The sequence below is a fragment of the Nitrospira sp. genome (genome assembly GCA_029194675.1).
Lineage (GTDB): Bacteria > Nitrospirota > Nitrospiria > Nitrospirales > Nitrospiraceae > Nitrospira_D.
The window spans coordinates 328,807-353,829 of the sequence record JARFXP010000003.1; the positions used below are offsets into that span (position 1 = coordinate 328,807).

The 25,023-nt window shown below is 55.1% G+C and carries 23 protein-coding genes and 1 pseudogene; 9 read left to right on the forward strand and 15 right to left on the reverse strand.

Translation table 11 applies throughout. From position 1 onward, the window contains the following. Window positions 1-121: 121 nt before the first annotated feature. A complete protein-coding gene (locus tag P0120_16515; protein ID MDF0675914.1) occupies window positions 122-1,396 on the reverse strand; it encodes an ISNCY family transposase in 1,275 nt (424 codons plus the stop codon). 738 nt (window positions 1,397-2,134) lie between these two features. Here P0120_16515 and P0120_16520 point away from each other — a divergent pair. The 4 genes and pseudogenes from P0120_16520 to P0120_16535 all read left to right on the forward strand — a co-directional run bounded on the left by P0120_16520 (window position 2,135) and on the right by P0120_16535 (window position 5,813). Then, window positions 2,135-3,520: a cytochrome P450 gene (locus P0120_16520; protein MDF0675915.1), complete on the forward strand. Its 1,386-nt coding sequence runs from the start codon at window positions 2,135-2,137 to the stop codon at window positions 3,518-3,520. Between the two features lie 334 nt (window positions 3,521-3,854). After that, a pseudogene (locus P0120_16525) lies at window positions 3,855-4,522 on the forward strand (IS5 family transposase). A 231-nt stretch (window positions 4,523-4,753) separates the two neighbouring features. Then, on the forward strand, window positions 4,754-5,089 hold the full coding sequence (locus tag P0120_16530; protein MDF0675916.1) for an RNA-binding protein: 336 nt from the start codon (window positions 4,754-4,756) through the stop codon (window positions 5,087-5,089). Between the two features lie 316 nt (window positions 5,090-5,405). Next, complete coding sequence (locus P0120_16535) at window positions 5,406-5,813, forward strand: hypothetical protein (protein ID MDF0675917.1); 408 nt, start codon at window positions 5,406-5,408, stop codon at window positions 5,811-5,813. Between the two features lie 97 nt (window positions 5,814-5,910). Here the strand turns inward: P0120_16535 and P0120_16540 are convergent, their stop codons facing one another. Beyond that, window positions 5,911-6,294 (reverse strand): hypothetical protein, encoded by a 384-nt coding sequence (locus tag P0120_16540; protein ID MDF0675918.1) that lies wholly within the window; start codon window positions 6,292-6,294, stop codon window positions 5,911-5,913. Window positions 6,295-6,493: 199 nt separating this feature from the next. Then, window positions 6,494-7,303 (reverse strand): methane monooxygenase/ammonia monooxygenase subunit C, encoded by an 810-nt coding sequence (locus tag P0120_16545; protein ID MDF0675919.1) that lies wholly within the window; start codon window positions 7,301-7,303, stop codon window positions 6,494-6,496. Window positions 7,304-7,733: 430 nt separating this feature from the next. Here P0120_16545 and P0120_16550 point away from each other — a divergent pair, with 430 nt between their 5' ends. From P0120_16550 to pyrE, 5 genes are all read left to right on the forward strand, one after another. Further along, entirely contained in the window at window positions 7,734-8,219 is a 486-nt protein-coding gene (locus P0120_16550; protein ID MDF0675920.1) for a DUF1566 domain-containing protein, read from the forward strand. Window positions 8,220-8,489: 270 nt separating this feature from the next. Beyond that, window positions 8,490-9,428: a TIGR01777 family oxidoreductase gene (locus P0120_16555; GenBank protein MDF0675921.1), complete on the forward strand. Its 939-nt coding sequence runs from the start codon at window positions 8,490-8,492 to the stop codon at window positions 9,426-9,428. A 141-nt stretch (window positions 9,429-9,569) separates the two neighbouring features. Further along, the gene (locus P0120_16560; protein ID MDF0675922.1) at window positions 9,570-10,523 is read left to right on the forward strand and encodes a DUF523 and DUF1722 domain-containing protein; all 954 of its coding nucleotides are present in this window, start codon (window positions 9,570-9,572) and stop codon (window positions 10,521-10,523) included. Window positions 10,524-10,531: 8 nt separating this feature from the next. After that, complete coding sequence (locus tag P0120_16565; protein MDF0675923.1) at window positions 10,532-11,065, forward strand: CbiX/SirB N-terminal domain-containing protein; 534 nt, start codon at window positions 10,532-10,534, stop codon at window positions 11,063-11,065. Between the two features lie 76 nt (window positions 11,066-11,141). Further along, entirely contained in the window at window positions 11,142-11,717 is a 576-nt protein-coding gene (gene pyrE, locus P0120_16570) for an orotate phosphoribosyltransferase (protein MDF0675924.1), read from the forward strand. Between the two features lie 34 nt (window positions 11,718-11,751). Here the strand turns inward: pyrE and P0120_16575 are convergent, their stop codons facing one another. The 12 genes from P0120_16575 to nuoI form a co-directional block, all read right to left on the reverse strand. Next, complete coding sequence (locus P0120_16575; GenBank protein ID MDF0675925.1) at window positions 11,752-12,069, reverse strand: hypothetical protein; 318 nt, start codon at window positions 12,067-12,069, stop codon at window positions 11,752-11,754. Beyond that, window positions 12,069-12,923, reverse strand: a complete 855-nt coding sequence (locus tag P0120_16580) for a hypothetical protein (protein MDF0675926.1) — start codon at window positions 12,921-12,923, stop codon at window positions 12,069-12,071. Before P0120_16580 ends, P0120_16575 begins: the two co-directional genes overlap by 1 nt. A gap of 57 nt (window positions 12,924-12,980) precedes the next feature. Then, window positions 12,981-14,612 (reverse strand): response regulator, encoded by a 1,632-nt coding sequence (locus tag P0120_16585; protein ID MDF0675927.1) that lies wholly within the window; start codon window positions 14,610-14,612, stop codon window positions 12,981-12,983. 7 nt (window positions 14,613-14,619) lie between these two features. Next, window positions 14,620-15,075 (reverse strand): response regulator, encoded by a 456-nt coding sequence (locus P0120_16590; protein ID MDF0675928.1) that lies wholly within the window; start codon window positions 15,073-15,075, stop codon window positions 14,620-14,622. Continuing rightward, on the reverse strand, window positions 15,072-16,562 hold the full coding sequence (locus tag P0120_16595; GenBank protein MDF0675929.1) for an ATP-binding protein: 1,491 nt from the start codon (window positions 16,560-16,562) through the stop codon (window positions 15,072-15,074). Before P0120_16595 ends, P0120_16590 begins: the two co-directional genes overlap by 4 nt. A gap of 106 nt (window positions 16,563-16,668) precedes the next feature. Continuing rightward, window positions 16,669-18,165, reverse strand: coding sequence for an NADH-quinone oxidoreductase subunit N (locus P0120_16600; protein ID MDF0675930.1), 1,497 nt, complete (start codon window positions 18,163-18,165; stop codon window positions 16,669-16,671). Beyond that, on the reverse strand, window positions 18,162-19,868 hold the full coding sequence (locus tag P0120_16605) for an NADH-quinone oxidoreductase subunit M (protein MDF0675931.1): 1,707 nt from the start codon (window positions 19,866-19,868) through the stop codon (window positions 18,162-18,164). Before P0120_16605 ends, P0120_16600 begins: the two co-directional genes overlap by 4 nt. A gap of 4 nt (window positions 19,869-19,872) precedes the next feature. Beyond that, entirely contained in the window at window positions 19,873-21,432 is a 1,560-nt protein-coding gene (locus P0120_16610) for an NADH-quinone oxidoreductase subunit M (GenBank protein ID MDF0675932.1), read from the reverse strand. Between the two features lie 25 nt (window positions 21,433-21,457). Beyond that, a complete protein-coding gene (gene nuoL / locus P0120_16615) occupies window positions 21,458-23,434 on the reverse strand; it encodes an NADH-quinone oxidoreductase subunit L (protein MDF0675933.1) in 1,977 nt (658 codons plus the stop codon). A 135-nt stretch (window positions 23,435-23,569) separates the two neighbouring features. Continuing rightward, window positions 23,570-23,872, reverse strand: coding sequence for an NADH-quinone oxidoreductase subunit NuoK (gene nuoK / locus P0120_16620; GenBank protein MDF0675934.1), 303 nt, complete (start codon window positions 23,870-23,872; stop codon window positions 23,570-23,572). Next, window positions 23,869-24,396 carry an NADH-quinone oxidoreductase subunit J gene (locus P0120_16625; GenBank protein ID MDF0675935.1) on the reverse strand — a complete coding sequence of 176 codons (528 nt, stop codon included), beginning with the start codon at window positions 24,394-24,396 and terminating at the stop codon, window positions 23,869-23,871. Before P0120_16625 ends, nuoK begins: the two co-directional genes overlap by 4 nt. Window positions 24,397-24,405: 9 nt before the next feature. Beyond that, window positions 24,406-24,993, reverse strand: coding sequence for an NADH-quinone oxidoreductase subunit NuoI (gene nuoI, locus P0120_16630; protein ID MDF0675936.1), 588 nt, complete (start codon window positions 24,991-24,993; stop codon window positions 24,406-24,408). Between the last annotated feature and the right edge of the window lie 30 nt (window positions 24,994-25,023).

The following is a 25,023-nucleotide window of genomic DNA, read 5'->3' on the forward strand; positions in this document are numbered from 1 at the left end:
AAGGCCGCCAGCGATCGGAGGCCATCATCTCATGGGGAGATGAATCAAGACAAGCCATGCGTATACGGTTGTCAAGCCCAAATAGAAATGTCCGCTTTCTCCCAAAGTAGAAATGTCCGGTTTATGTTCCGGCCGCCGCCGGGTGGTGTCCTCGTTCCTGCCGCCATCGCTTGCGCCATGGATGATCCGCCGGCGGTTTGATCGGGCGCTGCGATCGGGACACCGCCGTGACCGCTGCCGCCGACACAGGTCGCGCCGCGATCGCGTGAAAGGCGAGCGCCCGTCCGTGGTGCGTGAGCCGCATCGTCCCATCCACATGTTCTTCGACCACCACACGAGTGGCGCGGAGATTGTCGTGAACCTGATAGAGCCGCCCTTCATGAGCAATGGTGAAGTCCTTCCGCAGACACCGGGATGTCTTGATACACAGGCTTCGCTCCAGCACCTGGGCCGTCGGCTTCGGCCGATGCAGATTGACTGCGTGCGCCGGCCGCACCGCGAACCGGCGGTTGTAGACCGGCAGATAGCCCTCCAGGAATCGGTTCGCCGCCTCGAAGGTCCCAATCCGTGCGAGGCGCAACTCCTTGACCAGTCGATCCTGGAACGTCTTAAACAGCCGCTCCACCCGCCCCTTGGCCTGTGGGGAGTGCGCCGCGATCAGCTCAACCCCCAGCTCATCCAGTGCCCGTCCGAACTGACTCTGGGGTGCCTCCCCGGCCAGCTGCTCCGCCACCGTGGGCTCAGCTGGCGACTGGTAGGTCGTATGCTTGTCCGCATAGATGGCCAGCGGAATCCCCTGGTGCCGAATGTAGCGCTGGAAGCTGTCCATCGCCGGGATCGTGCCCTCGTACTCATAGAACCGAGCAAAGACGCGACTGCTCGCATCGTCGATGTAGGCCATCAGGACACCCCACGGGCCGCGCCCCTCCAACCAATCATGATGGGACCCATCCAGTTGCACCAGTTCCCCGACATGCGCCTTGCGCGCACGCCACGCGCGATGCGGTCGCTTCCGGCGTGCGAAATGATCAATCCCCCGCTCCCGCAACCAGCGCCGCAGAGTCTCGTCGCTGACCTCGAGTCGGTGCCGCTCCGTCAACTTCTCCGCCGCCAACGTCGGCCCAAAGTCTCCATAGCGTGTCTCATACAGCCGCAGCATCTTCGCCTTGACCGGCTCCGCGATGCGCCGATTCGACGGCTTCCCCCGTCCCCGATGGACACGTCCCTGGTCGCCCTCCTCCTTTACCCGCCCAAGAAGGCGCCGGATCTGACGCTCCGTCAGCCGCAACATGGTGCCCGCCTCCTGTTGTGTGATCCGCTTGTCCCGCACCTGGCGAATCACATGGATCCGCCGCAACTCCTTGGCACTCATCATCACCCTGTCCTCTCCCACCATCCCGTCCTCCTTTGAAGAACGGGCAGTCTATCAACGAAGAGGACATTTCTACTTTGGTGAAACCGGACATTATCATTTTGGGATTACAGCCATGCGTATACGGTCTGTAGGTCGTAATGATATCTCCTCAAGCTGCATGTGCGGAATACGTATAGTGTCATTGTGCACGCATTCATGACATCGCCTGATTGCAGAAATATTCCATTGCTCTATCTCTCCAGAGAAGCGCTCTATTTACATCGCAGACTCTAAGGCACATTCAAACAGGGCTGGTTTAAGAAGCAGATTCAGAATGCTTCTGAAGACGAAGGTTCTTAGTAGGCCGAATGGAGAAAAGACCAAACTCGAAGAAGGCAAAGAACCCTCTAAAAAGCTCGTGCAACTAAACGAGGGTTAGAAGCTATCTCAACATCCAAACCCAAAGTCTCGAAACAGCACAGAGGCAAGATACTGGGAAATCGACATGCGGATGTTTATCCAAATTCGACTTTCCGGTTTCCTCAACAAACCATTTTGAGATAAGCTCCAAGCATCACCATATGTTGGTTTCGAACCCAGCAGCTGACCGATTCTTATCCAGAAAACCCATCGATCGACGGGCATACATTTGCTGTCTAAGCTCTCATAGATAGTCAATTGTCAACGACTATCAGACGGTGAACCCATGAAAGAGCAGTACGCGACCATGCAGCGGCACGGCCAGTTCACTACGCCTGCCCCAGTATGATACGGTCCCTCATGCCGTATCTCATGCCTTCCTTCACGCTTGTCGATGTTCCCGGTGCGGTGCCTCTCCTGGGGCATCTACGCGCCTTTAAGACACGACCTCTGGAGCGGCTCTCGACGTGGTGGCATCAGCACGGTGATGCGCTGCGCTTCCGGGTCGGCCCGAAAACACTCTACCTGTTGAGCCATCCCGATCTTGCCGAAGACGTACTGGTCAAGCAATCCGACCGGTTTGCGAAGGTGTACGATCCGAGACGACCGGAAGGTCTTTCTTTGGTCGTGGGTAATGGATTGGTCACGGCATCAGGTGATGTGTGGAAACGACATCGCCGCCTCATTCAACCGATTTTCCACCGCGCTCGCATCGCGACCATGGCCGATCGGATGACTCAGATAGGTGAACAACGGATGGCTGCGTGGCCAGCCGACGCAGGACAGCCGATCGATATCGCAGACGAAATGAGGCAACTGACCCTCGAAGTAATCTCCCAAACCATGTTCAGCTCCAGTATGGCGCACCACATCGATGGGATTCGCCATGCCCTCCACGTCAGCGTCAAATACGCCTTCGACTCGTTCAGTCATCCCTTGTTTCTCCCTCTCTGGGTGCCCACAGCGCGCAATCGTGAATTTCGTGCCGTGATGCAGTTCATGGATGAGCTGATTTATGGATTGCTGGCTCGGCGGCGGCAGAGCGGAACGACGCAGGACGACCTTCTGAGTGTGCTCCTCCACGCGCGGGATGACGAGACCGGTGAGGGACTGACCGATCAGGAGCTGCGGGATGAAACATTGACTATCTTTATCGCCGGCCATGAGACCACTGCGACGGCGCTCTCATGGGCATGGTATCTCCTGGCGACGCACCCCGAAGCGAAGGCCCGGTTTCATGAGGAAGTAGACCGGGTGCTCCACGGAAGGATACCCCGCTTCGAAGACCTTGACCACCTCCCATATACGCGAGCCGTCTTTGATGAATCGCTTCGCCTCTATCCGTCGGCACCAGTAGTCCAGCGCAAAGCCGTGACGCATACCACCGTCGGCGGCGTGTCATTGCCAGCAGGTGCGCACGCCTTGGTGAGTATCTACAATCTGCACCGACATCCACAGTTTTGGCCGAACCCAGACCAGTTTCTTCCGGAACGGTGGCTGGGCGGTGAACGACCCCAATCCCGCTATGCCTACATTCCGTTTGGCGCCGGGCCGCGAGCCTGCGTGGGCATTCATTTCGCGGCAGTTGAAGGGCCGCTGCTTTTGGCCCTCATCGGCCGCCGTTATGATCTACAGTTGGCCCAAGAACACGTCGAGCCGCAGGTCATGGTGACCTTACATCCGAAAGATGGCCTTCGCATGGCGCTTCGGCCACGCCACGCACCGGTTGGCTCCACCGTGAGATAGGGGCCACATCTATACGCACGGTCGCTGGAGCTGTTTTTATGGGAGACGGTAGACGTCATTCTTCCCAAATCTAAAAGTTGATCCGCATGGTCATTCCTCCGGCGTGGTTTGTGGTGCGGTAGGTGCCGTTCACAGTGGGGTTTGGACTGTTAGTCACCGTGCGGGTATCAAAGACAAAAGCTTGGTAGAAAACATGGGGCTGCCCGCGTTGATCGCTTCCGTCCCTCGCTATTGTGCAACTGATATCCAAATGAAAAAATGACCCGCTCTGGGATGAGTAAGGAATACTAGGGTGTGTTAACACTAAAGGCCATTTTCATGAGATACTGCGGACATGGAAATCACCGACGCCCAGTATCGCCACATCGAGCCATATTTGCCGACGCCACGCGGCAATGTGACGCTCGACAATCTGCGCGTACTCAACGCCATCCTGTACGTTGCCGAGCAAGGGTGCAAATGGCGCGGGCTGCCCAAGCGATTCGGCAATTGGCACACCATCTATACGCGCATGAATCGGTGGTCGAAGAGCGGGGTGCTGGACCGCGTCTTTGCCCAGTTGCAACACGCGCAGATCATTCGCGTGAAGATCGAAGCCGTCGCTTTGGATAGTACCATCGTCAAGGTCCATCCGGATGGCACGGGGGCGTTAAAAAAAACGGCCCGCAAGCCATTGGCCGGTCCCGCGGCGGATGGACCACCAAGATTCATCTGGTTGCCGCGGATGCTCGAACGGCCATAGCATTTGCCCTGTCCCCGGGTCAGGCCCACGATGCGCCCGAGGGACGCAAGCTGCTGCAAGGTGTAGGGAGAATGCCGCGCCCGATCCACCTGTTGATGGATCGGGCATATGATCGAGCCCTGTACAAGCGACGCAATGAGATCGAACGGTTGTTCCGTCGGCTCAAGGGATTTCGGCGCACCTTCTCGCGGTTCGACAAACTTGATGTCATGTTCGCCGCGTTCATCACGTTCGCGGTAATCGTTGATGGCTTGCGGTAGTGTTAACAGGCCCTAGCTATTGTTCTTACATGTTGGTAAACTAGGATAGTTTCATTGCGTCAGGCCTCGCATGAAACGAGCTCAAGACGGCCTATCAACCGATGTTGTTCCGACCGAGAATGTGATCGGAAGTCTGACCGAGCCCCTTTGCTCATCCCTTTGGGTCTCTCCTTCCTTTTTCGAAATCCTTTCGCGTCATGGACAATGTCATCATTAAAGGAGAAGCCCAATATGGGTTCGAAGCTTTACGTCGGTGGGTTACCGTATTCGGCGACCGAGCAGCAGTTGAATGATGTGTTTGGGGTGCATGGCTCAGTGGCCTCTGTGAAGATCATAACGGACAAGTTCACGGGACAGTCGCGTGGATTTGGTTTCGTGGAGATGTCTTCCGACGCTGAGGCGACAGCTGCAATCACGACACTCAATGGTACGGACATGGGTGGCCGCAAGTTAACGGTCAATGAAGCGAAACCAATGGAGCCGCGTTCCGGTGGTAGTGGCAGCGGATTCGGTGGACGTGGTGGATTCGGCGGCGGAGGCGGCGGGAATAGGCGCGATCGCTGGTAAACGGCTACCACTGATAGAAACGGGGCTCTCCGGCCCAGGCCTTCCGAAACCGCTTCTCAATGGCATTACGCGGCTCGGGCCGGAACATCACCAGAAAACTGGATGATGAGGTGCGCCAGGTGAGGCATTGAAAGCCTCACATTCCAATTGGGGCCACCAGTTCTTTGCAGGATCCCTCCGCCGACACCGTCGACTGCTTCATGGACAATGTCGAAGAGATTCATGTGGACATCCCTATACTGAAGCTCATGAACCACCGCGTGGTCGACACCTAGGCAAACGGCCACAAAAACAAGAAATCTTCCAGGTAGAGTAAATGATGGAACGCAGCAGCATGAGCCTCTCGGAATCGCGACGCGGATTCCTGTTCGGAAGCATTTTGATTTTCGTCACGACCTTCGCCTGGCTCGTACTGGCAGGCTCTCTCGGGATTTCTGAATGGACAGAATACCTCGTGATTGTGGGCATCCTCGCTCAGGTCCTTCTGATCCATCGACGAGAGCAGGCGCTGTATACATCACGACGGTGGCGGTTCTGGTATGCGCTGGTCATCGCGGGGTTTGCGTGCGATCTGATGACCAGGCATCTCTGGATGCAAGGTCATGATACCATCACGGATCCCACACAAGTTCGCGGTCAGCTCATGCTGGGAGGGCTGCTGTTATTTTATATCATGACATTTCCGATCACACTCCGCCTGATCATTCGAAAAACAAACTCATAAGAGAGCAGCCTGCTAGCAGCACCCAGCTTGTCTCGACAGATGCGAAGCTGATCCAGTGGAAGAAATCCAGAATGCGGCTACCACTCTCGCGAGAAGTCTATCCTTCAAACGCATGACTGCACTTCCGGCACAGGAACTTCGACGCGATCGTATCCTTCCACTCATTCAGCTTTTGAGTATAGTTCTTGGTCTTCAAGGCTCCATACCCCACCCACACCCCTAGAAAGGCGATAGAGGAGGCTAAGTCTGCCATTGCCATCTCGGATTCCGACCCCTGAGGGGATGCCAGACTTAGCATCACCGCCGCATTCACCGGTATACCGAGGAAAAACCCCTGAAGATAGGCCCAGGGGGCCTTGGGAGGGTGATAGGAAGTCGGCAGCTGACCCAATGCCTCCCTAGGCGGCGTTTGACGAAGAATATCGCTGATCTGCTGTGCTTTCTCAGTGTTGCAAGTCGGACACGTGCGTTCGACAGGCATATAACTCCTCCTTCCTGGTATCAATTCTTTCGATCCATGCCGTTTGAACAGGTAGTTGGCTGTTCTAGGCAGGAAGAATTGACGGGTGCGAGGGGACACTCTCCGATATGGAAATTTCAACTCAAAAACAGTTCGGCCCGGAACCCCGTTCCTGGGGGTTCCGGGCCGCTCCATGAAACTCTACCACTACAGATACAGCTTAGTACCCTGCCTTGGCGTTGGGATTCACCTGGCTGGGGAACGGATCCAGGATGCTCTTCGGCGCGTTGTTCCAGATCACGTCCGCCAGATTCGACATCCGGCTCACGATCTGCGCCGCCACGCCCCCGGCCGCCCCGAACAAGCCGCACCAGCCCAACGTCACGAAGCCCCAGTGTAAGGGTGCTGAGAACAGCTCATCCACGAACCAGAACGCATGGCCCCACTCATTGAGTCCCACGTTCGGCAGAATGAACATCGGCCCCACCACCGCCGCCACCAGCGCAAAGGAGGTCGCCTGGTTATAGAGCGGCAGCCGCGTCTGCGCATACAGATAACTGGATACGCCGCACGTGATGTACAACGGGAACGTCCCGTAGAACGCCACAATGTGGCTCGCCGTGAAGCTCGTGTCCCGGATGATCACTTGGTGCCACGCCGCATCCTGCTCCAACGTGTAGCTGCCCGCGTAGTACACGCCCCAGATGTAACAGGCCAGCCAGCCCATCCAATAGAAGTACCGCTTCAACTCCAGTTTGGGGTCGAGATTGGCCAGGTTGCGGTCTCGGGTGGTCCAGATCCATCCTACCGACACCGCAAAGAACAAGGCGTTCGCCACGATGTTAAACCGCCACAGCCCCATCCACACGGAGTCGAATTCCGGGGTCATCGAATCCAACCCGTGCGAGTACCCAAACGCCCGTTGATACAGGACCCAGAAGATGCCCATCATCAGCATCGCCGCCCACCCGATCTTCCACGGCTTCGAATCGTACCACTGCGAAATGTCATACCCTTTATCGCTTGCCATAGTGTGACCTCCCTTGTGACTTATTGAAAAATCGTGCGCCTACTCTAATCCTTCCTGATCTGATACGTACTTCTTCAAACCTCTCCACCTCTTGGTACTTGTTGATACTACCTCAAATCGATATGCAAATGCCAACCGACAACTCATTCGATTCCATGCCAATAATCGTTGTCTTATCAATGGGTTGCAATTATCAACTCTCACCATTTCGTTTGCCATTCATCACCTCTACGTGTTTTCGCTTCCTCCGGTAAGTTTGACTCTGGAAATGTTGCTCCTTTTGCCTCTCGCAGCGTAGGATGCTCTTGATGGTCGGGAGCAGTCGGGAGCCGTCGGGAGCCGTATGAGACCACCCGGAGGGGCAAGCTCGCGCGTAATTGTTGCCACGCTAGTCGTGATAGGTGCGTTCTGCTTGCTAGCATACAGGCAGATGAAGCCTCAGGCACAGGGAAGAGAAGAAGTGATTGCGACCGTCATCAAGAATTGGCAACAGGCGCATCCAGCGGCACAACGGTTCGTCATTTTAGCCGACTTCAACAACGACGCCGTTCTCGATAAGGATACAAACCTCATCTGGGAGCTCTCCCCCATGCCAACAGCTGTGACATGGAACGAAGCCCGTGCCACATGCCTTACCCGAACGACCGGCGGTCAGCGAGGCTGGCGTCTACCTGCGCCGGCTGAAATGCGTAGTCTCGTGGGGCCGGCAGTAGACTCCCCTATCCCCAATATCCCGCCAGGGCATCCATTCTTGAACATCCAGCCAACATCCTACTGGACGGTTGTCCCGGAAGCCAATCAGCCATCATATGCACGGTACGTGGACGCATTTCTCGGCAACGTGCTCAGTTTCATTAAGCTATATACCTACCCGGTTTGGTGCGTTCGTGGGCCGATCAAGCAGGATGATCAATGAGTTGCTCTGTGCGTGATGTGTAGGACTGATGGTCGTCGAGCACGACGCTTACTTGACGGGTCATGCAGATGAGATCATGTTCAGGCATCACGGTGCGCGAATCGTAGGGATGTCTTCGATCAGATCCCCATTCCCTTGATAGCCCGAGACGCATCGACGGCTGAGTCACAACAGGGCTGCTCCGTAGGTTTCAGGCCAGCACACGTAAAATGGAGACTCCGTACATGCGCTAGCTTGACCAGCCATGTCGGTGGTTCAGGAAATAGACCTATGAACATCGTGGTAACCGGAGGAACAGGGTTCGTTGGCCGGGCATTGTGTGCCGCGCTATTCCAAAGAGGCCACAGAGTCACCATTCTGACGAGACATACAGGACAGGTTCTTCATCAACCCGACGTACAGGTGCAGTCGTTACAATGGAACGCTCGAGACTCGGGACCCTGGGAGCAGGTTTTTGAGGGAGCAGATGCGGTCATTAATCTCGCCGGTGCCCCGATTGCTGACGCACGCTGGACGGACTCGCGCAAACAACTCATCACAGACAGTCGAGTCCTCACCACTCGCCTATTGGTCAGAGCCTTGTCCCGCCGATCTACGAAACCCCTCATATTCATGAGCGCGTCCGGCATCGGCTATTACGGCGCAAGCGACGACCGTCGTCTGGATGAAGGAACGGCGCGAGGTCAGGGCTTCCTGGCCGATCTCTGTCTCGCATGGGAAGCGGAGGCCCTTCGGGCTGGAGAGCTTGGTGCGCGTGTCGTCATATTACGAACCGGAATGGTACTCGAACAAGATGGCGGGGCATTGCCCAAGATGCTGTTGCCATTTCGACTATTTGCAGGCGGTCCGATCATGCCGGGAAGCCAATGGGTCTCGTGGATTCACAGACGGGATCACATCGGGCTGATACAATGGGCTCTCACTACGCCGACGGTTTCAGGTCCGATCAATGCCGTGGCACCAGAGCCTGTGACAATGAAGACGTTCTGTGAGGTGCTTGGGCGGGTAATTCACAGACCATCCTGGCTCCCCGTTCCAGAGTTTGCCCTCAACGTTCTGCTTGGTGAGTTGGGAACATTGATGACAACCGGCCAGCGCGTGATTCCTGCGAAAGCAATGGCGGGAGGCTATACGTTTCGGTATCCAACGCTGGAGACTGCGCTGCAAACTATCCTGATCGGAACAACCCGTCAAGGTGCTGGCGAATAGGATCCATGAGCTACATCTGACGTCCACGGACGAGCAGGACCGGAATAGTTGTCATATCGAAGGTGATTATCCAACCCCATCGTGGATCATGCGCCAGGCCTATCAGGAATATTTAGGGCTGGACAAACCTCAGGTGACGAAATGACGGCTTGCCCGATCCGCTTGGGTATCAGCAGGTGTCTCCTCGGTGACGAAGTTCGTTTCGACGGAGGACACAAGAGGGACCGGTTTTTAACCGATGTCCTGGGTCGCTACGTTGAATGGGTACCGGTCTGTCCTGAGGTTGAGGCGGGACTGGGCACCCCGCGTGAAGCCATGCGGTTGGTCGGTGATCCTCACCGTCCTCGACTCGTCACGATCAAGAGCGGGAAGGACCACACGAGGGCTCTCACCAACATAGCCAAAGATCGGGTTGACGAATTGAAAAAGTTGGATCTCTCGGGTTATGTCTTCAAGCAGAACTCGCCGAGTTGCGGCGTCGAACGAGTCCCTATTTATAGTCAACATAGGATGCTCCATCAGAATGGAATCGGGATTTTCGCCAAGGCCTTTGTCGAGCAGTTTCCGATGATTCCTGTCGAAGAGGAAGGGCGGCTCTGCGACCCGGCGCTGAGAGAGAACTTCGTCGAACGGGTATTTTGCTTTCGCCGATTCCAAGATCTGATACAGAATGAGCTCACCAGACAGGCTCTGAAACGCTTCCACACGATACACAAGTATCTGCTCTTGTCCCACAGCCAACAACATTATGACGCGATGGGCCGATTGATCGGTCGAGCGGATCGCTATCGACCCAAGGAATTGACTGCGAAGTACGGCGCAATCTTCATGAAGGGCTTGGCTGTGAAAGCAACGGTCCGCAAACAGGTGAACGTGCTGCATCACATTGTGGGCTCCTTCAAGAGTCGATTGAAGATGCACGAAAAGGTCGAGCTATTAGGCGTGATCGATAACTATCAACGAGGGGTCGTCCCTTTGCTCGTTCCGCTGATGCTGATCAAGCACTGCGTCCGGATGCTCGAGATCGACTATCTTCGCGACCAAGTGTACCTCAAGCCGTATCCGAAAGAGCTGATGCTTCGCAATCGCATGTAGGACGATTCATGGCGACACAGAAGCAAGGAGTTATTCTGGTGGGACATGGCGGACTCCCAAAGGATTGTCCGCAAGATTTAGTGACAACGCTCAAACGGCTGGAAGCCCAGCGCCGCGCAGCCAAACAACCGCCATCCGTTGAAGAACTCGAATTGGATATGAAGATCCGTCGGTGGCCGCGGACGCCATCGACCGATCCTTACCAATCCGGCCTTCAAGCCGTCGCGGCGCGATTACAGCCCCAACTCGATGGCAGCTTGTTCGCACTCGCCTACAACGAATTCTGTGCTCCAACCGTGGGAGAGGCAGTGGAGCACCTCATTGGACAAGGGGCCACGGAGATCACTGTGACAACCACCATGTTTACTCCAGGAGGTTCTCATTCGGAAATCGAGATACCTGAAATCCTCAACCATCTCCGACCGAAACATCCCGGTGTAGAACTTCGTTATGCTTGGCCCTTTGATCTTGAGTTGGTTGCCAACACGTTAGCCGAGCAGATCCGTCGCTTCTCCACAGGAACTCGTCAAGGGGATCGGTGAAAATGTCTGTCGGCAATCGCCCCGGCAATGTAGAATGCCGGCACCCAGCGAACACTGAAACGAGGGAGGACTCATAGTGAAGGTTCGGGAGGAACTGGCAAAAGCGTTTCAGGATACCCAGGCATTCAAATGGGATCGTGAGAAGGGATTCAAGCTCGCATCCGGTGAGATCAGCCCTTTCTATGTCGATTGTCGCGCGCTTATGGCGCATCCGGAAGCGCGGCGCCTAGTCGGCCACCTCGCCTATGAGGCGCTCACCGACATTGAATTCGATTGTCTGGGCGGCCTCGAACTCGGAGCGATCCCGATTGCCGTAACCATTTCCGATTTTGCCTGCGCTGCCCCCTGTCAGCGTCTCTGGCGGACTTTCGTCGTTCGCAAGCAGACCAAAGACCATGGCCTGGGAAAGTTGATCGAAGGCAGCATACGTCCCGGCGATCGAGCACTGATCGTTGATGATGTCCTCACGAGCGGCGGATCGTTGCTGAAGGCGATGGCGGTCGCACGGGAGGCCGAGCTTCGAGTGGATCATGCATTCGTCATTGTGGATCGTCAAGAACAGGATGGGAAAGCGCGGGTGGAAAAAGAAAAAGTTCGACTCATCAGTCTCTTAACCATTCAGGACCTTATGAGCATGGTGAAGAAGGACTAGTACAACGAGCGATGCTTGTGTGTTCCTTATCCATTCATATGCACTCGAACTGAATCCCCCACCGCCGTTCCTCGACCAGTTCTTGCGCCTCATCAAGTGGACCTACAGCTCGCCTGCGTCCTTTGGCTTCTCCCTCACGAACGATACGGTATGACCTGCCGCGGCATTTCTCTTTCATGAGGTCAAGGGCATCCTTGCGTAAGGATGAGAGCATAGGGCCTTGTTCGTCCTTGAACGGATAAATCACGACCCCACCCGCGTCGTGCTCCTGAACGATCTTTGCACCGCCGGCACAGCCTCCAACCACTAGGCATGTCGCTGCAACAGTCGCTTTCAGCCAAGACTTGATCATTACCTTGGACTGGCCCCAATCACTGTGGGCAATGGAATATGACTGCCCGTGCTTCCACCGAACAGACCCTTCCAGGAGGTGTGTTCTTGTACCTGTAGGTCTTTATCCCACAGCGACTCCAAAATACGGACGGCTGAGGAGGACCCTCCGTCCATTGCCATGGCTTGACGGACTGCCGGAAGCGCATCCTTGAAACAGCGACCGATGTCGTATAAACGAACAGCTCCGAGGCTCTTAAGGAGAAGAATGTGTCCGATCACCGTTTCAGCGATAATCGTCTGATACGCATGTTTCCCACTCTCACGGACGCGGATCTTGCCGGTCAGATCCAGAAGCATCAAAGCCTGTGCCGCTTCACGGTAGTGGGGTTGTTCTTCGTCAAAACTCTCTGCAGCCAGATCAAGGATCCGTGCCTTCTTTAACCCCGAGGCGGACGGTTCTGCGACAAACAACCCCTGCCATGATGTGTGGCGCCTGCTTCCCAACGGACGTCCATCCTTATAAAGAAGACCGAGATACGCGAAGTTTTCACGGAACAACCCCGCATTGAATAATACATGATGGCCTGTTCGTTTCTGCCATTCGTCGATCCTGGGAGGGTCTGAAAGCCCTTCTTGGGCGTAATGATGAACGGAGAATTTCGTCCGCTCCGGATCCATATCGACAGCCAGCATGCTCGGCACGGTAGGACAAGCGTCGCCGGGATTCCACACCGAAACCGCTACTCCTGCAGAGAGGCGCTCCCACGAGCTGTCCTGCGCTGGGCACAGACCGGGCAGTAGCATCACGCTCAGTATCTGTAGGAGAACGCGTACGGCAGGCTTGGCTTCTTCGAACCACCGGAGGCTATTCATGACGGCCTCTGCAGATACCCAGTCGTGGCGAGTAGACCGGTAACGGCGACTCATGGTTCAGGATTGCTTGACGCTTCGTAATTGCTCGATCGCCTCCGGTTGTTGATTGTCGCTCATCCGACTTGTCGGTTTCACATCCAAGAGCTCACGCACGGAACTTGCCAAAGCCTCAGGCGTAAAGGGCTTTTGCAGATAGGCACTGGCCGGGTCACCGGTCCCAATACCCACATCGTCCGTATATCCTGAGATAAAGAGAAGCTTCAATTCCGGCTTGATCACGCGAAGATGTCTTGCCAGTTCAGTCCCACTCATCCCGGGCATCACGATATCCGTGAGTAGCAGTTTGAGCTTTCCAATATGGGGAGTGGCCACCAGACAAGCCTCTACGCCATTTCTTGCCTCGACGATACGATATCCGAGCTTACGAAGTTCATCTCGGATGAGGGTACGAACATCCTCTTCATCCTCTACAAGAAGAATGGTTTCATGACCCTCCGTCGATTGCAACAGTACGTTCTCGTCTGTCGGCACCTCGATCTCGCTTGCGACGCGCGGGAGGTATATATCGAAACGTGTCCCCACTCCGCTCTCGCTGATTACATCCAATCCACCGCCGCTCCCCGTGACGATGCCCAACACGGTCGACAGCCCAAGTCCCGTTCCCTTTCCTTCTTCCTTGGTCGTAAAGAATGGCTTGAAAATATGCTCCTGGACCTCCGAGGACATTCCGCAGCCAGTGTCGGATACCGAGAGCCTTACATACTCCCCGGGCGGTATCGGATTGACGTGGTATCGAGGCTGGTGGTCGAGCTTTGCCGAGGCGGTTTCGATCGTGAGCTTGCCGCCGGTCGGCATCGCATCCCGGGCGTTCACGACCAGATTCATCACAATCTGCTCGACTAACGCAGGATCGGCTTTGATTGTGAGCGCATCCACGCTCGGTGTCAACGTCAGTTGAATATCCGCTCCGATCAACCGCCGAAGCATGGTCTCAACATTACTGAGCGTAGTATTCAGGCTTTGAACTTTCGCTCCTGAAGGCTGTTTTCTGCTGAACGTGAGCAACTGGCGAATGAGAACCCTCGCGCGATCACCCGCCTTCTGCATTTCTTCCACCCGATTTCTTAGCGTATGATCTGGGCCCATCTCATTGAGCAAAACCTGACTATGGCCCATGATGACCGTCAGCAAGTTATTGAAATCGTGTGCCAGTCCTCCCGCCAGACGGCCGACCGCCTCAAGCTTTTGTAGCTGCCGAAGTTGCATTTCGCTTTGAACAAGTGCCTCCTCCGCCTGCCTTCGTCCCACCCGCGCTGCTCGCTCGCGCAGTACTCGCCGCACCGACGGGATAAGCCGATCCAATCCTTCCTTGGAAATGAAATCCGTCGCACCGCGCTGCAGTTGCTCAATGCACAGCCTCTCAGCAACTGCTGTTGAGAGAAAGATAAACGGTACGTCAGGAGCCGACTGTTGGGCCGACTCTAAGGCGGCCCCCTCACCAAACTCAGGCATGGAGAATTCAGCCAAGATGAGATCCAGCTGACCCTCGTTCAGAGCTGAGGTAAAGGTGCGGCGAGTTTCTACGCGTCGTATCGCACAAGAAAGTCCAGCATCAGTCAACAGTTCCTCGATGCGACCAGTATCTTGTGGGTTGGTTCCTAGATGCAGCACTCGCAACAGTGTCGTCATGGCAGGGTCACGGGATGGAACGGCAGTTTTCAGGAGGAGGTTCATTGATGATGCCCCAGAATGTTCCCAGCTCCTTGACAGCGGACAAAAACTTGTGAAACTCCACGGGCTTGACGACGTAGGCATTGGCCCCCAAGGCATAGCTGTCAGCCAGGTCACGTTCTTCTCGCGATGATGTCAGCATCACGACGGGAATCGGACGAAGGTTGATGTCAGCCCTGATGGTACGCAAGACCTCGAAGCCATTCACTTTGGGCATTTTCAGATCAAGAAACACCACGGCAGGATTTCCTTTCAGCCGTGACTTGAATTGTCCGCGGCAATACAAATAATCCAATACTTCGGCGCCGTCATGGCACAAAACGACTTTCTCGGAGATATGTTCTGTTTCCATCGCCGCCAATGCCAGCTCGGCGTCGCGGGGGTTATCCTCGGCGAGTAGGATCGGTTTGACCGCGGTCATGAGTCAAGCCTCCTTGCTGGAAGCAGTACGTGGAACGTTGCTCCCTTATCCGGCACACCTTCAGCCCATGCCCGTCCTCCATGGCGATGAACGATCCGACGAACGTTGGCGAGGCCGATACCGGTTCCCTCAAACTCGTCGGCTCGGTGCAGCCTCTGGAATACCCCAAAAAGTTTGGAGGCATACTGCATGTCGAATCCCACGCCATTGTCGCGGACGAAAAGGACGATTTCTGTAGAGCTGTGATGCTCCACACCGATCTCAATCGCGGCGATCGGCCTGGTGCTCGTAAACTTGACGGCATTTGCGATCAGGTTCATAAATACCTGTCGGAGCATGGCCGGATCGCCCTGCACTTCAGGTAGTGCAGCGATTGTCCATGATATCTCTCGTCCTTGCAAGTCCAGGCGCAGATCGGCAACGATGTTCTTAATCGCCTGATCCAGGTTGACGGTGGCGTGAAGCATTTCTTGCCGGCCCATACGAGAAAACACCAGCAGGTCATCGATCAGCTGTCCCATCTGTTTTGCGGAGTGAGAAATCGTTTGCAAATACCGGGCAGCTTTGTCGTTCAGCGAGGGCTCGACCGATTTACGCAAGAGTGCGGCATAGCCATCGATGTGACGCAATGGGGCACGTAGGTCGTGAGAGACCGAATAGCTGAATGCTTCCAGCTCCTTGTTTGCGGCCTCCAAGAGCTCTCCCCGGCGCTGTAGCTCACTGGTGACACGTCGCCGTTCCGTGATGTCATGCCGAATGAGGTAGTACACCCATGCCAGCAAGACCAGCTGCAGCAATGCACCGATGCCGAGGAGTACGATGGTATTTCTTGCCTCGGCGGCGGATTCCGCTATACGCAGTCCTACTGCTTGCCGCTCATGCAAATCCATTTCCGTAATGATTTTTCGAATCACGCTGAGCTCGCGCTTTCCGGCTCCTTCGAGGGCCATATTCTTGGCGGCTCGGAAGCCGCCCTCCTGAAACCGAGCGATGGCCTTTGATTCGGCGTTCAGTTGCCGCTCCATCATCCGATCGAGGAGGCCGACCCGTTGCTGTTGCTCCGGTGATTCGCGGATCAATTCACTGAGATACGCGGCAAACGCCGGCTTCTGCCTCACGACCTTCTTGTAGAGCTCCAGATACGACGCTTCTCCCGTCACCAGATAACGCCGGTGGGCATCTTCGGCTTCACTCATCGCGGCATCGATAGTAGTCAGGAGTAGGATCACATCATGACTGCGACCATCCAGCTCGCGGTTGGTCAGCAGGATGCTCGTATGGTGATAGGAGATCGCGCTGACGATCAGAATCCCAACAAACACCAGGTTGAAACCGGTCAAGACCCGCTGCTCGATGGTCAGTCTGTGAAACCACGCCGCTGCAATGTGGTAGAAAGCGGATGACGCCCCTGGAACAGACGCCAGCGGCTTAGGTCGTTCGGCTGCTAAGAGGTGAGCCTGTGAGGGATGGTTGGAGGCCGATTCCATTGATCAGGACGACTTGCATCACAACACTTCGGTGATCATTCGGAACCCCTCCAGTGAAACTGTGTTACTAATTGTAGCAGAACTCTCGGGACGCGGAAGCAGAAAACTAACTACCTGGGGCGGAACCTGGAGGAATTACTGTGGCCGAAGGACCGATAACATTCGCAAACATGACGGTTGCGCTGACCACCCAATCAGTGAACGGTTGGGGGTAAATGCCGATCATCAAAGTTCCGGCTAAACCGACATAGATCACCACCTTCATCGGACCCGAAATCCCGATAGGAGAGGGATCCACCGGCTCATTGATGTACATCTGCTTCACAATGATGAGGTAATAGTACATCGAGATCACAATATTGATCAGCCCAACCGCGATCAATGTATAGAGCCCTTCGTGGATGGCCGCCACGAAAATATAGAGCTTGCCGATGAAACCCGCGAGGGGTGGCACACCGGCCAGAGACAGAAGGAACAGCAGCATCGCGAACGCCAGAAACGGCGACCGTCTATTCAAGCCTCGGTAATCTTCGATTTCGTCCCTTCCAATGGCCTGGCTGACCGCGATCACGACGGCGAAGGCCCCGATATTGGCGAACAGGTACGCCAAAAGATAAAACAAAATGGCATCGCTTCCCATCTTGGTGCCGGCCGCAAGGCCGATCAACACATTCCCTACTTGGGCGATGCCCGAGTAGGCGAGCAACCGTTTGATGTTGCGTTGGGCAATCGCCACGATATTGCCATAGGTCATCGACAGAATGGATACAGCCACCAAGAGGGTCACCCACAGAGGCTTGAACGTAGCCAACGCCACGAGGAAAAGGCGGAGCAAGATCGCGAAGGCCGCAGCTTTTGGAGCGATCGACAAAAAGGTCGTCACAGGAGTCGGAGCACCATGGTAGGTATCGGGAATCCATGAGTGGAATGGAACGGCGCCGATCTTAAATCCAAGAGACGCAAAGATCAGCAGAAACCCGATCACCAAGCCGGGTGTTGCTTGAGCGGACGTCATTTCCGAAAAGACAAGCTTGCCGGTTTCACCATAGACGAGGCTGATCCCGTAGGCAAGCAGGCCGGCGGCAAAGACACCTAGGATAAAAAATTTGAGCCCGCCTTCGTTTGAAGCCAAATCATCTCGCAGGTAAGACACTAAAATGTAGAATCCAAGGGTGGCGAATTCCAAGCTGACGAAGACGGACAGCAGATCGTTGGCGGACGTCATGAACATCATGCCGAGTGCCGACATGACGACGAGACAATAATACTCCCCCCTGAAAAGGGTGAAACGATTAACGTACTCGATTGATGCGAGGATGACAAGTATCGTAGCCCCGAGGATAACGAGCTTGAAAAAGATCGCCATGCGATCCAGCACGAACATATTGCCGAAGAGCGTGCCGGAAATATGATTGAGGTCAAACCACCCCAAACAGCCGAGTGTGATCACAAGACCAGCAACACTGAGATAAGCCAGTCGCTCCTTGGGAAAGCGCGGAAGAGAAAAATCGACGATGAGCACCACACAAAGCCAGCAGGTTAGGAAGATCTCCGGCAATAAGAACAGAAGATCGGAGAAGGCCATGTTCAGCGAAAACGTCATTCGCGTCCCTCTCGTGAGACCTGAGGCGGATAGGATATGGCCTTGTGCGCAGCCAACGGGGCAGAAGTCCTTTCCGGCGCTGTCGACTTCTCCCTCACCCCTAACCCCTCACTGATTTCCGCGACCGGAACCACGCGTGTAATCCTCGCGACCAACGGGTCCACTCCAGAACGAACGACATCATATAAATGCATCGGGAAAATCCCGAAGCCGATACTGACGGAAATCATAATCAATAGAGGCAGGCGGTCGACCGTCGATATCGCATCGTGCGCATGGCTATACTTTTGGTTCATCGGGCCATAGAACAGGCCGCGCATCATTTTGAACAGATACGCCAGGGTTAAGACGATGCCCAGCATGGCCACAATCACTTGGAGAGGATACTTATTCCAGCTTCCGACGACGATCATAATTTCCGCGATAAAATTCACGGTTCCGGGCATCCCGATCGACGCCATACAGGCCACGATAAAACAGGCCGAGATGAAGGGCATCTTGTTCGCCAGGCCGCCCAACGAAGGGATGTCGCGTGAATGGGTCTGGTCGTACACCCACCCAGCCATCGCGAAGAGCATGCCGGTCGCCATGGCGTGGGCGAACATGTAGATGACTGCGCCGCTCAAGCTGATGTAATTCAAGGCCGCCATCCCTAGGAACACATAACCCATGTGACTGGAACTGGAATAGCCGATCACGTACTTGGTGTCTTTGGCATAAAACGCCACGAAACCGCCATAGATGATGCTGAACATGCAGAGCACGGCGGCGATCGGCATCAGTTCCCTGGTCGTCTCAGGAAGAATTTCAAAGGCCACCCGCATAATGGAGAAGTGTCCGAGCTTCATGAGGACACCGGCATGAAGCATGCTGGTTGCGGCCGGCGCAGCTGCATGGCCGACCGGGGACCACGAGTGCAACGGCCACAGCGGGGCGATCGACGCAAAGCCAAAGAAGACCAGCACCCAGATGATCTTGTCCAACGTCGTGCCGAGCGCCGGAATATTCATGAAATTGGCCTGCTCACGGAGCACCAGGATATCGAAGGTGTTCAGCCCGGAGTATTTATAGATGAGTAAGATGCCCATGAGGGCGACGACGGCAAACGCGGACAGGAAAAGCACCAGTTTCATCGCCGCATATTCTTTGCTGTTCGATCCGAAGTTAAGGATAAATCCGACTGAGTCCCGCCGGTTCAGACCTTCGGGATCGGTCATCTCCAAATACTTTTTCGTGTGGCTGCCCCACATCCCCAACAGCAAATACATCGGGATGACGGACATCTCGTAGAAGAAATAGAGAAAGAACAAGTCCAGGGACATGAAGACACCGATCGTGGCAGCCGCCAGGATCAGCAACCAGATGTAGAACTCTTTCGTGCGATCCTTGATGTGCCACGATACGAAGATACCGGCAAACAGCAAAATCGAAGAGGCAAGCACAAGAGGAGTGCCGATCCCGTCGACGCCCAGATATAATGCAATGCCGAGTTGCCTCGACCATTCAAACCTTTGAACAAACTGAAATCCGCCTGTGATTGGATCATAGGCATAAAAAATATAGAGCGAGGTGATCAGCGAGACAAAGGCTGCGCTTGCCGCTACGCTTCGAACAAGGAGCGGCTGTCGATTTGACACAAAAATCAACCCCAAGGCTCCGGCGAACGGAGCGAAGAGGATATACAGTAGTGCGTACTCTCCCATTGAGCTAATACCCTCGTCCGACCTGACTACTGTCCAGGGCTACCGTCTTGTCGTGATGGAGGCGATCAACGAGCGCTTGAACAGATCCGTTCATGATTCGTAAAAACGCCGAAGGATAGAGCCCGATCCAGAAAATCATGACGGAAAGTGAAACCGCGATGACCATCTCACGAAGCTGCAGGTCGCTCATCGTACCTTTCACCGCATTGCCGAGCGGACCCATCATCGAACGTTCGTAGTACCACAGAAAATACGCGGCACCGAAAATAACCCCGAGCACGGCGATTGCGCCGAACCACCACTTGGCCTCGAATGCACCCAGGAGAATGAGAAACTCCCCGACAAAGCCGTTCGTACCGGGCAGCCCGATCGACGCCAGTCCGATAATGAGCAAGAATGTCGCGAGGCGAGGCACTTGTTTTGCCATCCCCCCGAACGCCGACAACTGCGTTGTCTGCTGCCGAGAGTAGAGAAAACCGGCGATAAAGAAAAGCCCCGCCGTGCTGAACCCCAGATTGATCATCGTGAGCAGGCTGCCTTGCAGACCTTGATAGTTCAAGGCAAACAACCCCACGACGACAAAGCCCAAGTGACTGATGCTGCTGTAGGCCAACAAGCGTCGAAAATCAGCTTGAACCAAGGCCATCCAGGCTCCGTAGAGAATTGCGCAGAGCCCAAGCACGACCATCACCATGACAACCGTCTCGCTTTTCGACGCATCGGGGAGCAAGGGGAGGCTGAAGCGCATAAAACCAAACGTGCCCACTTTCAATCCCGCCAAGACCACGGCCATCCCGATCGGACCCTCCAACAGCGCATCAGGCAACCACGTATGGAAAGGAAACACCGGAGCCTTGAACGCAAATCCTAGGAACATCAGCCAAAAAATGACGAGTTGCTGAGAGATCGGAACCGGTACCGTCATGAGTTCGAGCAGATCAAACGAATAGATCTGATCGGTGTGATGCAGGGAGGCCCACTGATGGAAATTGATGTTCAGCAACGCGATGCCCACCAGCATGAACACGCTGCCCAAGAGCGTATACACGACGAACTTCAGTGCGGCGTAATGACGTTCGGCTCCCCCTCCCCACAGCTTGATCAGGAAATAGCTGGGTATCAGCATCAACTCCCAAAACACGAAAAACAGGATCAAATCCAGCGACACGAAAACGCCCATCGTCGTCGTCTCGAGCGCCAACAGGCACATCATGTACAGTTTGACTTGATGTCGAATCGTATCCCACGAGTAGACCACGACCAAGACCGCCAAAAAAGCCGTGAGCCCCACGAACAATACGCTGATCCCATCGACAGCCAGGTGATAGCTGATGCCTAACGCCGGAATCCATCGGACACGCTCTGTGAACTGCATGGCGGCTGACTCCGGCACGAAGCGCAGCAGGACGAATACCGAAAGCGCAAACTCCACCAGCGCAATGGTGAGGGCTGAGGTCCGGACCATATCCTCGTCGTCGAGCAGCCAGAGCACAGCAGCCCCGACCAGCGGGAGAAATAGAATGCAAGACAGAATCGGGAATCCGGCGGTGAGTTCTTCGAGCATGGACGCAGCCTAGTCGGGTTAAGCCCTACATCTGAGCAAACAGTTGAACGACAAGAACGAGAAGAAAGATCCCCGCGACGATGATGGCGGCATAATGATGCACCATTCCGCTCTGCATCTTCCGACCTTCGCGAGCCGCGAGATGGTTGCTATATCCGATTACGTTCAGGCCGCCGTAGATAATGTATTTCTCGACCCACGTGGATCCGGCAGAACCCCAATCAGCGAGCCATCCAACACCTCGCACGATGCCGTCTATGACTGTGCGATCGAACCAGTCAAGCATTGCACCCAGACGTTTGAGCGGCTCCACGAAGATCAGGTCGTACAGTTCGTCGACGTAGTACTTGTTCAGCAGAAGCCGGTACATCCCGGAGAATTGTTTTGCCCATTGGTCTGCTGTTGCCGGGCTCAGGCCATACAGAAAATGCGCCAGCCCCCACCCAGCCAAGGCGATGACGATCGCAATGCTCATCAACAGAATCACCATGCCGGCACTAGCTTCATGCACGCTCCCCCCCCCGACGACGGGTCCCAAGAATCTATGCAACCAACCATGCTCTGGAGGAAAACCCATAATCAACCCACCCACAATCGAGAGGAAGCCAAGGACCATCAGGGGAGCGACCATGACCATCGGAGATTCATGCACATGCTCAGCCTCATGAGGATCCATCCGAGAAGAACCGTAGAACGTCAGATAGGTCAGACGGAACATATAAAAAGACGTCATGAATGCCCCGAATGCCGCCATGCCGTACAGGAGATAGTGATGATTGGTGAAGGCATGGGCCATAATCTCGTCTTTGCTCCAGAAACCCGCCAAGGGAGGAAGCCCCGCGATCGCAATGGTGCCGATCAGGAAGAGACGATGGGTCCATGGGATCCGGCTGCTCAGTCCGCCCATCTTTCGGATATCCTGTTCCCCCGATACTGCATGGATCACCGACCCTGCCGACAAGAACAACAACGCTTTGAAGAACGCATGGGTCATGACATGAAACACGGCCGCCGTATAGGCGCCGATCCCACAACCGAGAAACATATATCCGAGCTGGCTCACCGTCGAATAAGCCAGGACGCGTTTGATGTCGGTCTGGACGAGTCCGATGGTCGCCGCAAACAGGGCGGTGCCTCCACCGACAAACGCCACCAGCGACATCGCGAACGGTGAGAGATCGAAGATCGCGTGATTACGGACGACCATGTAGACACCGGCCGTCACCATGGTTGCCGCATGGATCAACGCGCTCACCGGCGTCGGACCTTCCATCGCATCGGGCAGCCAGGTATGGAGGGGAAGCTGCGCAGACTTCCCAACCGCACCGATGAAGAGGCACAGAGCGATGGCAGTCGCCATGTCTGGAGATAGTTGCCCGACCTGGGCAAAGACCTTGGTATAGTCGAGGGTCTTAAAGTTGGTGAAGACAAGAAATATCGCGACGAGAAATCCCGCGTCGCCGATCCTGTTGACGACGAACGCTTTGGATGCCGCCTTGGCGGCAGAAACCTTGTCATAGTAATAGCCGATCAAGAGATAGGAACAAAGCCCGACACCCTCCCAACCGATAAAGAGCACGGCATAGTTGTTCCCCATGACCAGAAGCAGCATGGAGACCATGAATAGATTCATGTAGGTGAAGAAGCGCGTAAATCCAGTTTCTCCGTGCATATACCCCACGGAATAGACGTGAATGAGGAACCCGACACCGGTGATGACCAGCAACCAAGCGCAGGTCAGAGGATCCACCAGGTATGCTAAATTGATCGCAAGATCTCCCCCGAAAATCCACTGGTAGACAACCACTTCATGAGAAGTTCCCGTACGCATGACATCGGTGAATACGCCGACCGTACAGAGAAACGATAGGCCGACTGACCCCCAAGCCAATCGATGGGCCATCCCATGCGAGTAGCGGTGCCCGAGCAGTCCGTTCGCAAGAACCGCGAGCAGCGGGAAAACGGGAATCAATTTGATGAGGAGATCAGTCAAGCTGGACACAGTATCGTACCATTCTGCGGATGCTCAGCTAGCCAGCCATGCTGCACGGAGTTGAAACCTACAACGTACTCATGGCGATACGTTGAGGGGTACGAGCCACCGACGGCACCATTGGATGCGATTGTCCACATCCTGCTACCACTTTAATAGGTTCATTTCATCTACATTCGTGGAAATCTTGCCTCTGAACACGACGATGATGATGGCCAAACCAACGGCCGCTTCGCCGGCCGCGATGGCGATGATGAACAGAGCCACAAGTTGCCCTGCCATCGATTCCAAATAATGTGAGAAGGCGACCAAATTAATGTTGGCCGCATTCATCATGATTTCAACCGACATCAGCACGATAATGAAGTTCCGTCTGATAAGCACACCCACGAGCCCCGTCATAAAAAGGATCGCGCTGACGGCTGTATAGGCAGACAAAGGAATCATAACCGCTCGCGATGCCTCTCCAGCGGCTTCGGAGCCTTGGCCAGCACGATCGCGCCGATAATGGCTCCGAGCAGAAAGATGCCGACGATCTCAAACTGCAAGAGATGGTCGCTGAACATCTTGATGCCCACGGCATAGGTATCGCCGTCTTGCAGCACGGCGGTGGTCGGAGCATCCCCCTTGACCCCCGCAAATGGAGACCGCAGGAGGAGGTACAAAACGTAGCCGGCTCCCAAGACAGCAGGCCCGAGAATATACAGAGCCGATGGGTGAAAATACCGTTCATCCGTCTTGAGATTCATCAACATCAACACAAAGAGGTACAGCACCAGAATGGCCCCAACGTAGACGATGACCTGCACGGCCCACAAGAACTCCGCGTTCAGAAGAATGAATAGGCCGGAGACGTGCATGAGCAACACGAGGAGAGAGAGCGCGCAGTGAACTGGGTGACGCAAGGACACCGTCATAACACCGGCGGCAATACTGACCAATGCAAAATAAGCGAAAAACATTCCGGTCATGGGTGCGGCTCAGCTCAGATGTTTGGGAGGCGGTTGGGTCGACTTCTGTACCGACTGTGGAAAATAGTAACGGTACTCGCGGCTTTGCTCGACATCCTTCTCCTGGTTGTGCGCATACAAATATTTCTTCCCGTCATCAAGATGGCGTTCGCCGATGTCGTACAGCCGCTTCTTGTCGAAGAGTAGACTGCGTTTGTCATGGGTCGAGTATTCGTACATCTTGGTCATCGCCAATGCGTTCACGGGACATGCTTCGACACAATAGCCGCAGAAGACGCATTTTGTGATATCGATATAAAATTCACTGGCGTAGCGCTGGAGTGGTCGCGCCGGATCCTCGGCACTGATCACCTTGATGCAATGCGAAGGACAGGCGGCCTCGCAAAGATCGCAGCCGACACACCGTTCTTGCCCATCATCATATCGAAGCAAACCAAGCGCACCGCGATGCGTATCTGGGATCGTTCGTTGTTCCCGCGGATACTGAAACGTCATCGGTCGATGAAGCATGTGCCGAAACGTGACCTTCATCGCGTCCACAATCTCGTAGAACAACGCAGCCTGAAGGATCTTCTTGGTCAACGCGCCGACACTCATCGTAGACTCCTTGCCACGGCCCAAGATATC

Coding starts and splice junctions, on each gene's coding strand:
- P0120_16515 (MDF0675914.1), bottom strand. CDS start 1,396: ATGGTGGGAGAGGACAGGGTGATGATGAGTGCCAAGGAGTTGCGGCGG.
- P0120_16520 (MDF0675915.1), top strand. CDS start 2,135: ATGCCGTATCTCATGCCTTCCTTCACGCTTGTCGATGTTCCCGGTGCG.
- P0120_16530 (MDF0675916.1), top strand. CDS start 4,754: ATGGGTTCGAAGCTTTACGTCGGTGGGTTACCGTATTCGGCGACCGAG.
- P0120_16535 (MDF0675917.1), top strand. CDS start 5,406: ATGATGGAACGCAGCAGCATGAGCCTCTCGGAATCGCGACGCGGATTC.
- P0120_16540 (MDF0675918.1), bottom strand. CDS start 6,294: ATGCCTGTCGAACGCACGTGTCCGACTTGCAACACTGAGAAAGCACAG.
- P0120_16545 (MDF0675919.1), bottom strand. CDS start 7,303: ATGGCAAGCGATAAAGGGTATGACATTTCGCAGTGGTACGATTCGAAG.
- P0120_16550 (MDF0675920.1), top strand. CDS start 7,734: ATGAAGCCTCAGGCACAGGGAAGAGAAGAAGTGATTGCGACCGTCATC.
- P0120_16555 (MDF0675921.1), top strand. CDS start 8,490: ATGAACATCGTGGTAACCGGAGGAACAGGGTTCGTTGGCCGGGCATTG.
- P0120_16560 (MDF0675922.1), top strand. CDS start 9,570: ATGACGGCTTGCCCGATCCGCTTGGGTATCAGCAGGTGTCTCCTCGGT.
- P0120_16565 (MDF0675923.1), top strand. CDS start 10,532: ATGGCGACACAGAAGCAAGGAGTTATTCTGGTGGGACATGGCGGACTC.
- P0120_16575 (MDF0675925.1), bottom strand. CDS start 12,069: ATGATCAAGTCTTGGCTGAAAGCGACTGTTGCAGCGACATGCCTAGTG.
- P0120_16580 (MDF0675926.1), bottom strand. CDS start 12,923: ATGAATAGCCTCCGGTGGTTCGAAGAAGCCAAGCCTGCCGTACGCGTT.
- P0120_16585 (MDF0675927.1), bottom strand. CDS start 14,612: ATGACGACACTGTTGCGAGTGCTGCATCTAGGAACCAACCCACAAGAT.
- P0120_16590 (MDF0675928.1), bottom strand. CDS start 15,075: ATGACCGCGGTCAAACCGATCCTACTCGCCGAGGATAACCCCCGCGAC.
- P0120_16595 (MDF0675929.1), bottom strand. CDS start 16,562: ATGGAATCGGCCTCCAACCATCCCTCACAGGCTCACCTCTTAGCAGCC.
- P0120_16600 (MDF0675930.1), bottom strand. CDS start 18,165: ATGACGTTTTCGCTGAACATGGCCTTCTCCGATCTTCTGTTCTTATTG.
- P0120_16605 (MDF0675931.1), bottom strand. CDS start 19,868: ATGGGAGAGTACGCACTACTGTATATCCTCTTCGCTCCGTTCGCCGGA.
- P0120_16610 (MDF0675932.1), bottom strand. CDS start 21,432: ATGCTCGAAGAACTCACCGCCGGATTCCCGATTCTGTCTTGCATTCTA.
- nuoK (MDF0675934.1), bottom strand. CDS start 23,872: ATGATTCCTTTGTCTGCCTATACAGCCGTCAGCGCGATCCTTTTTATG.
- P0120_16625 (MDF0675935.1), bottom strand. CDS start 24,396: ATGACCGGAATGTTTTTCGCTTATTTTGCATTGGTCAGTATTGCCGCC.
- nuoI (MDF0675936.1), bottom strand. CDS start 24,993: ATGAGTGTCGGCGCGTTGACCAAGAAGATCCTTCAGGCTGCGTTGTTC.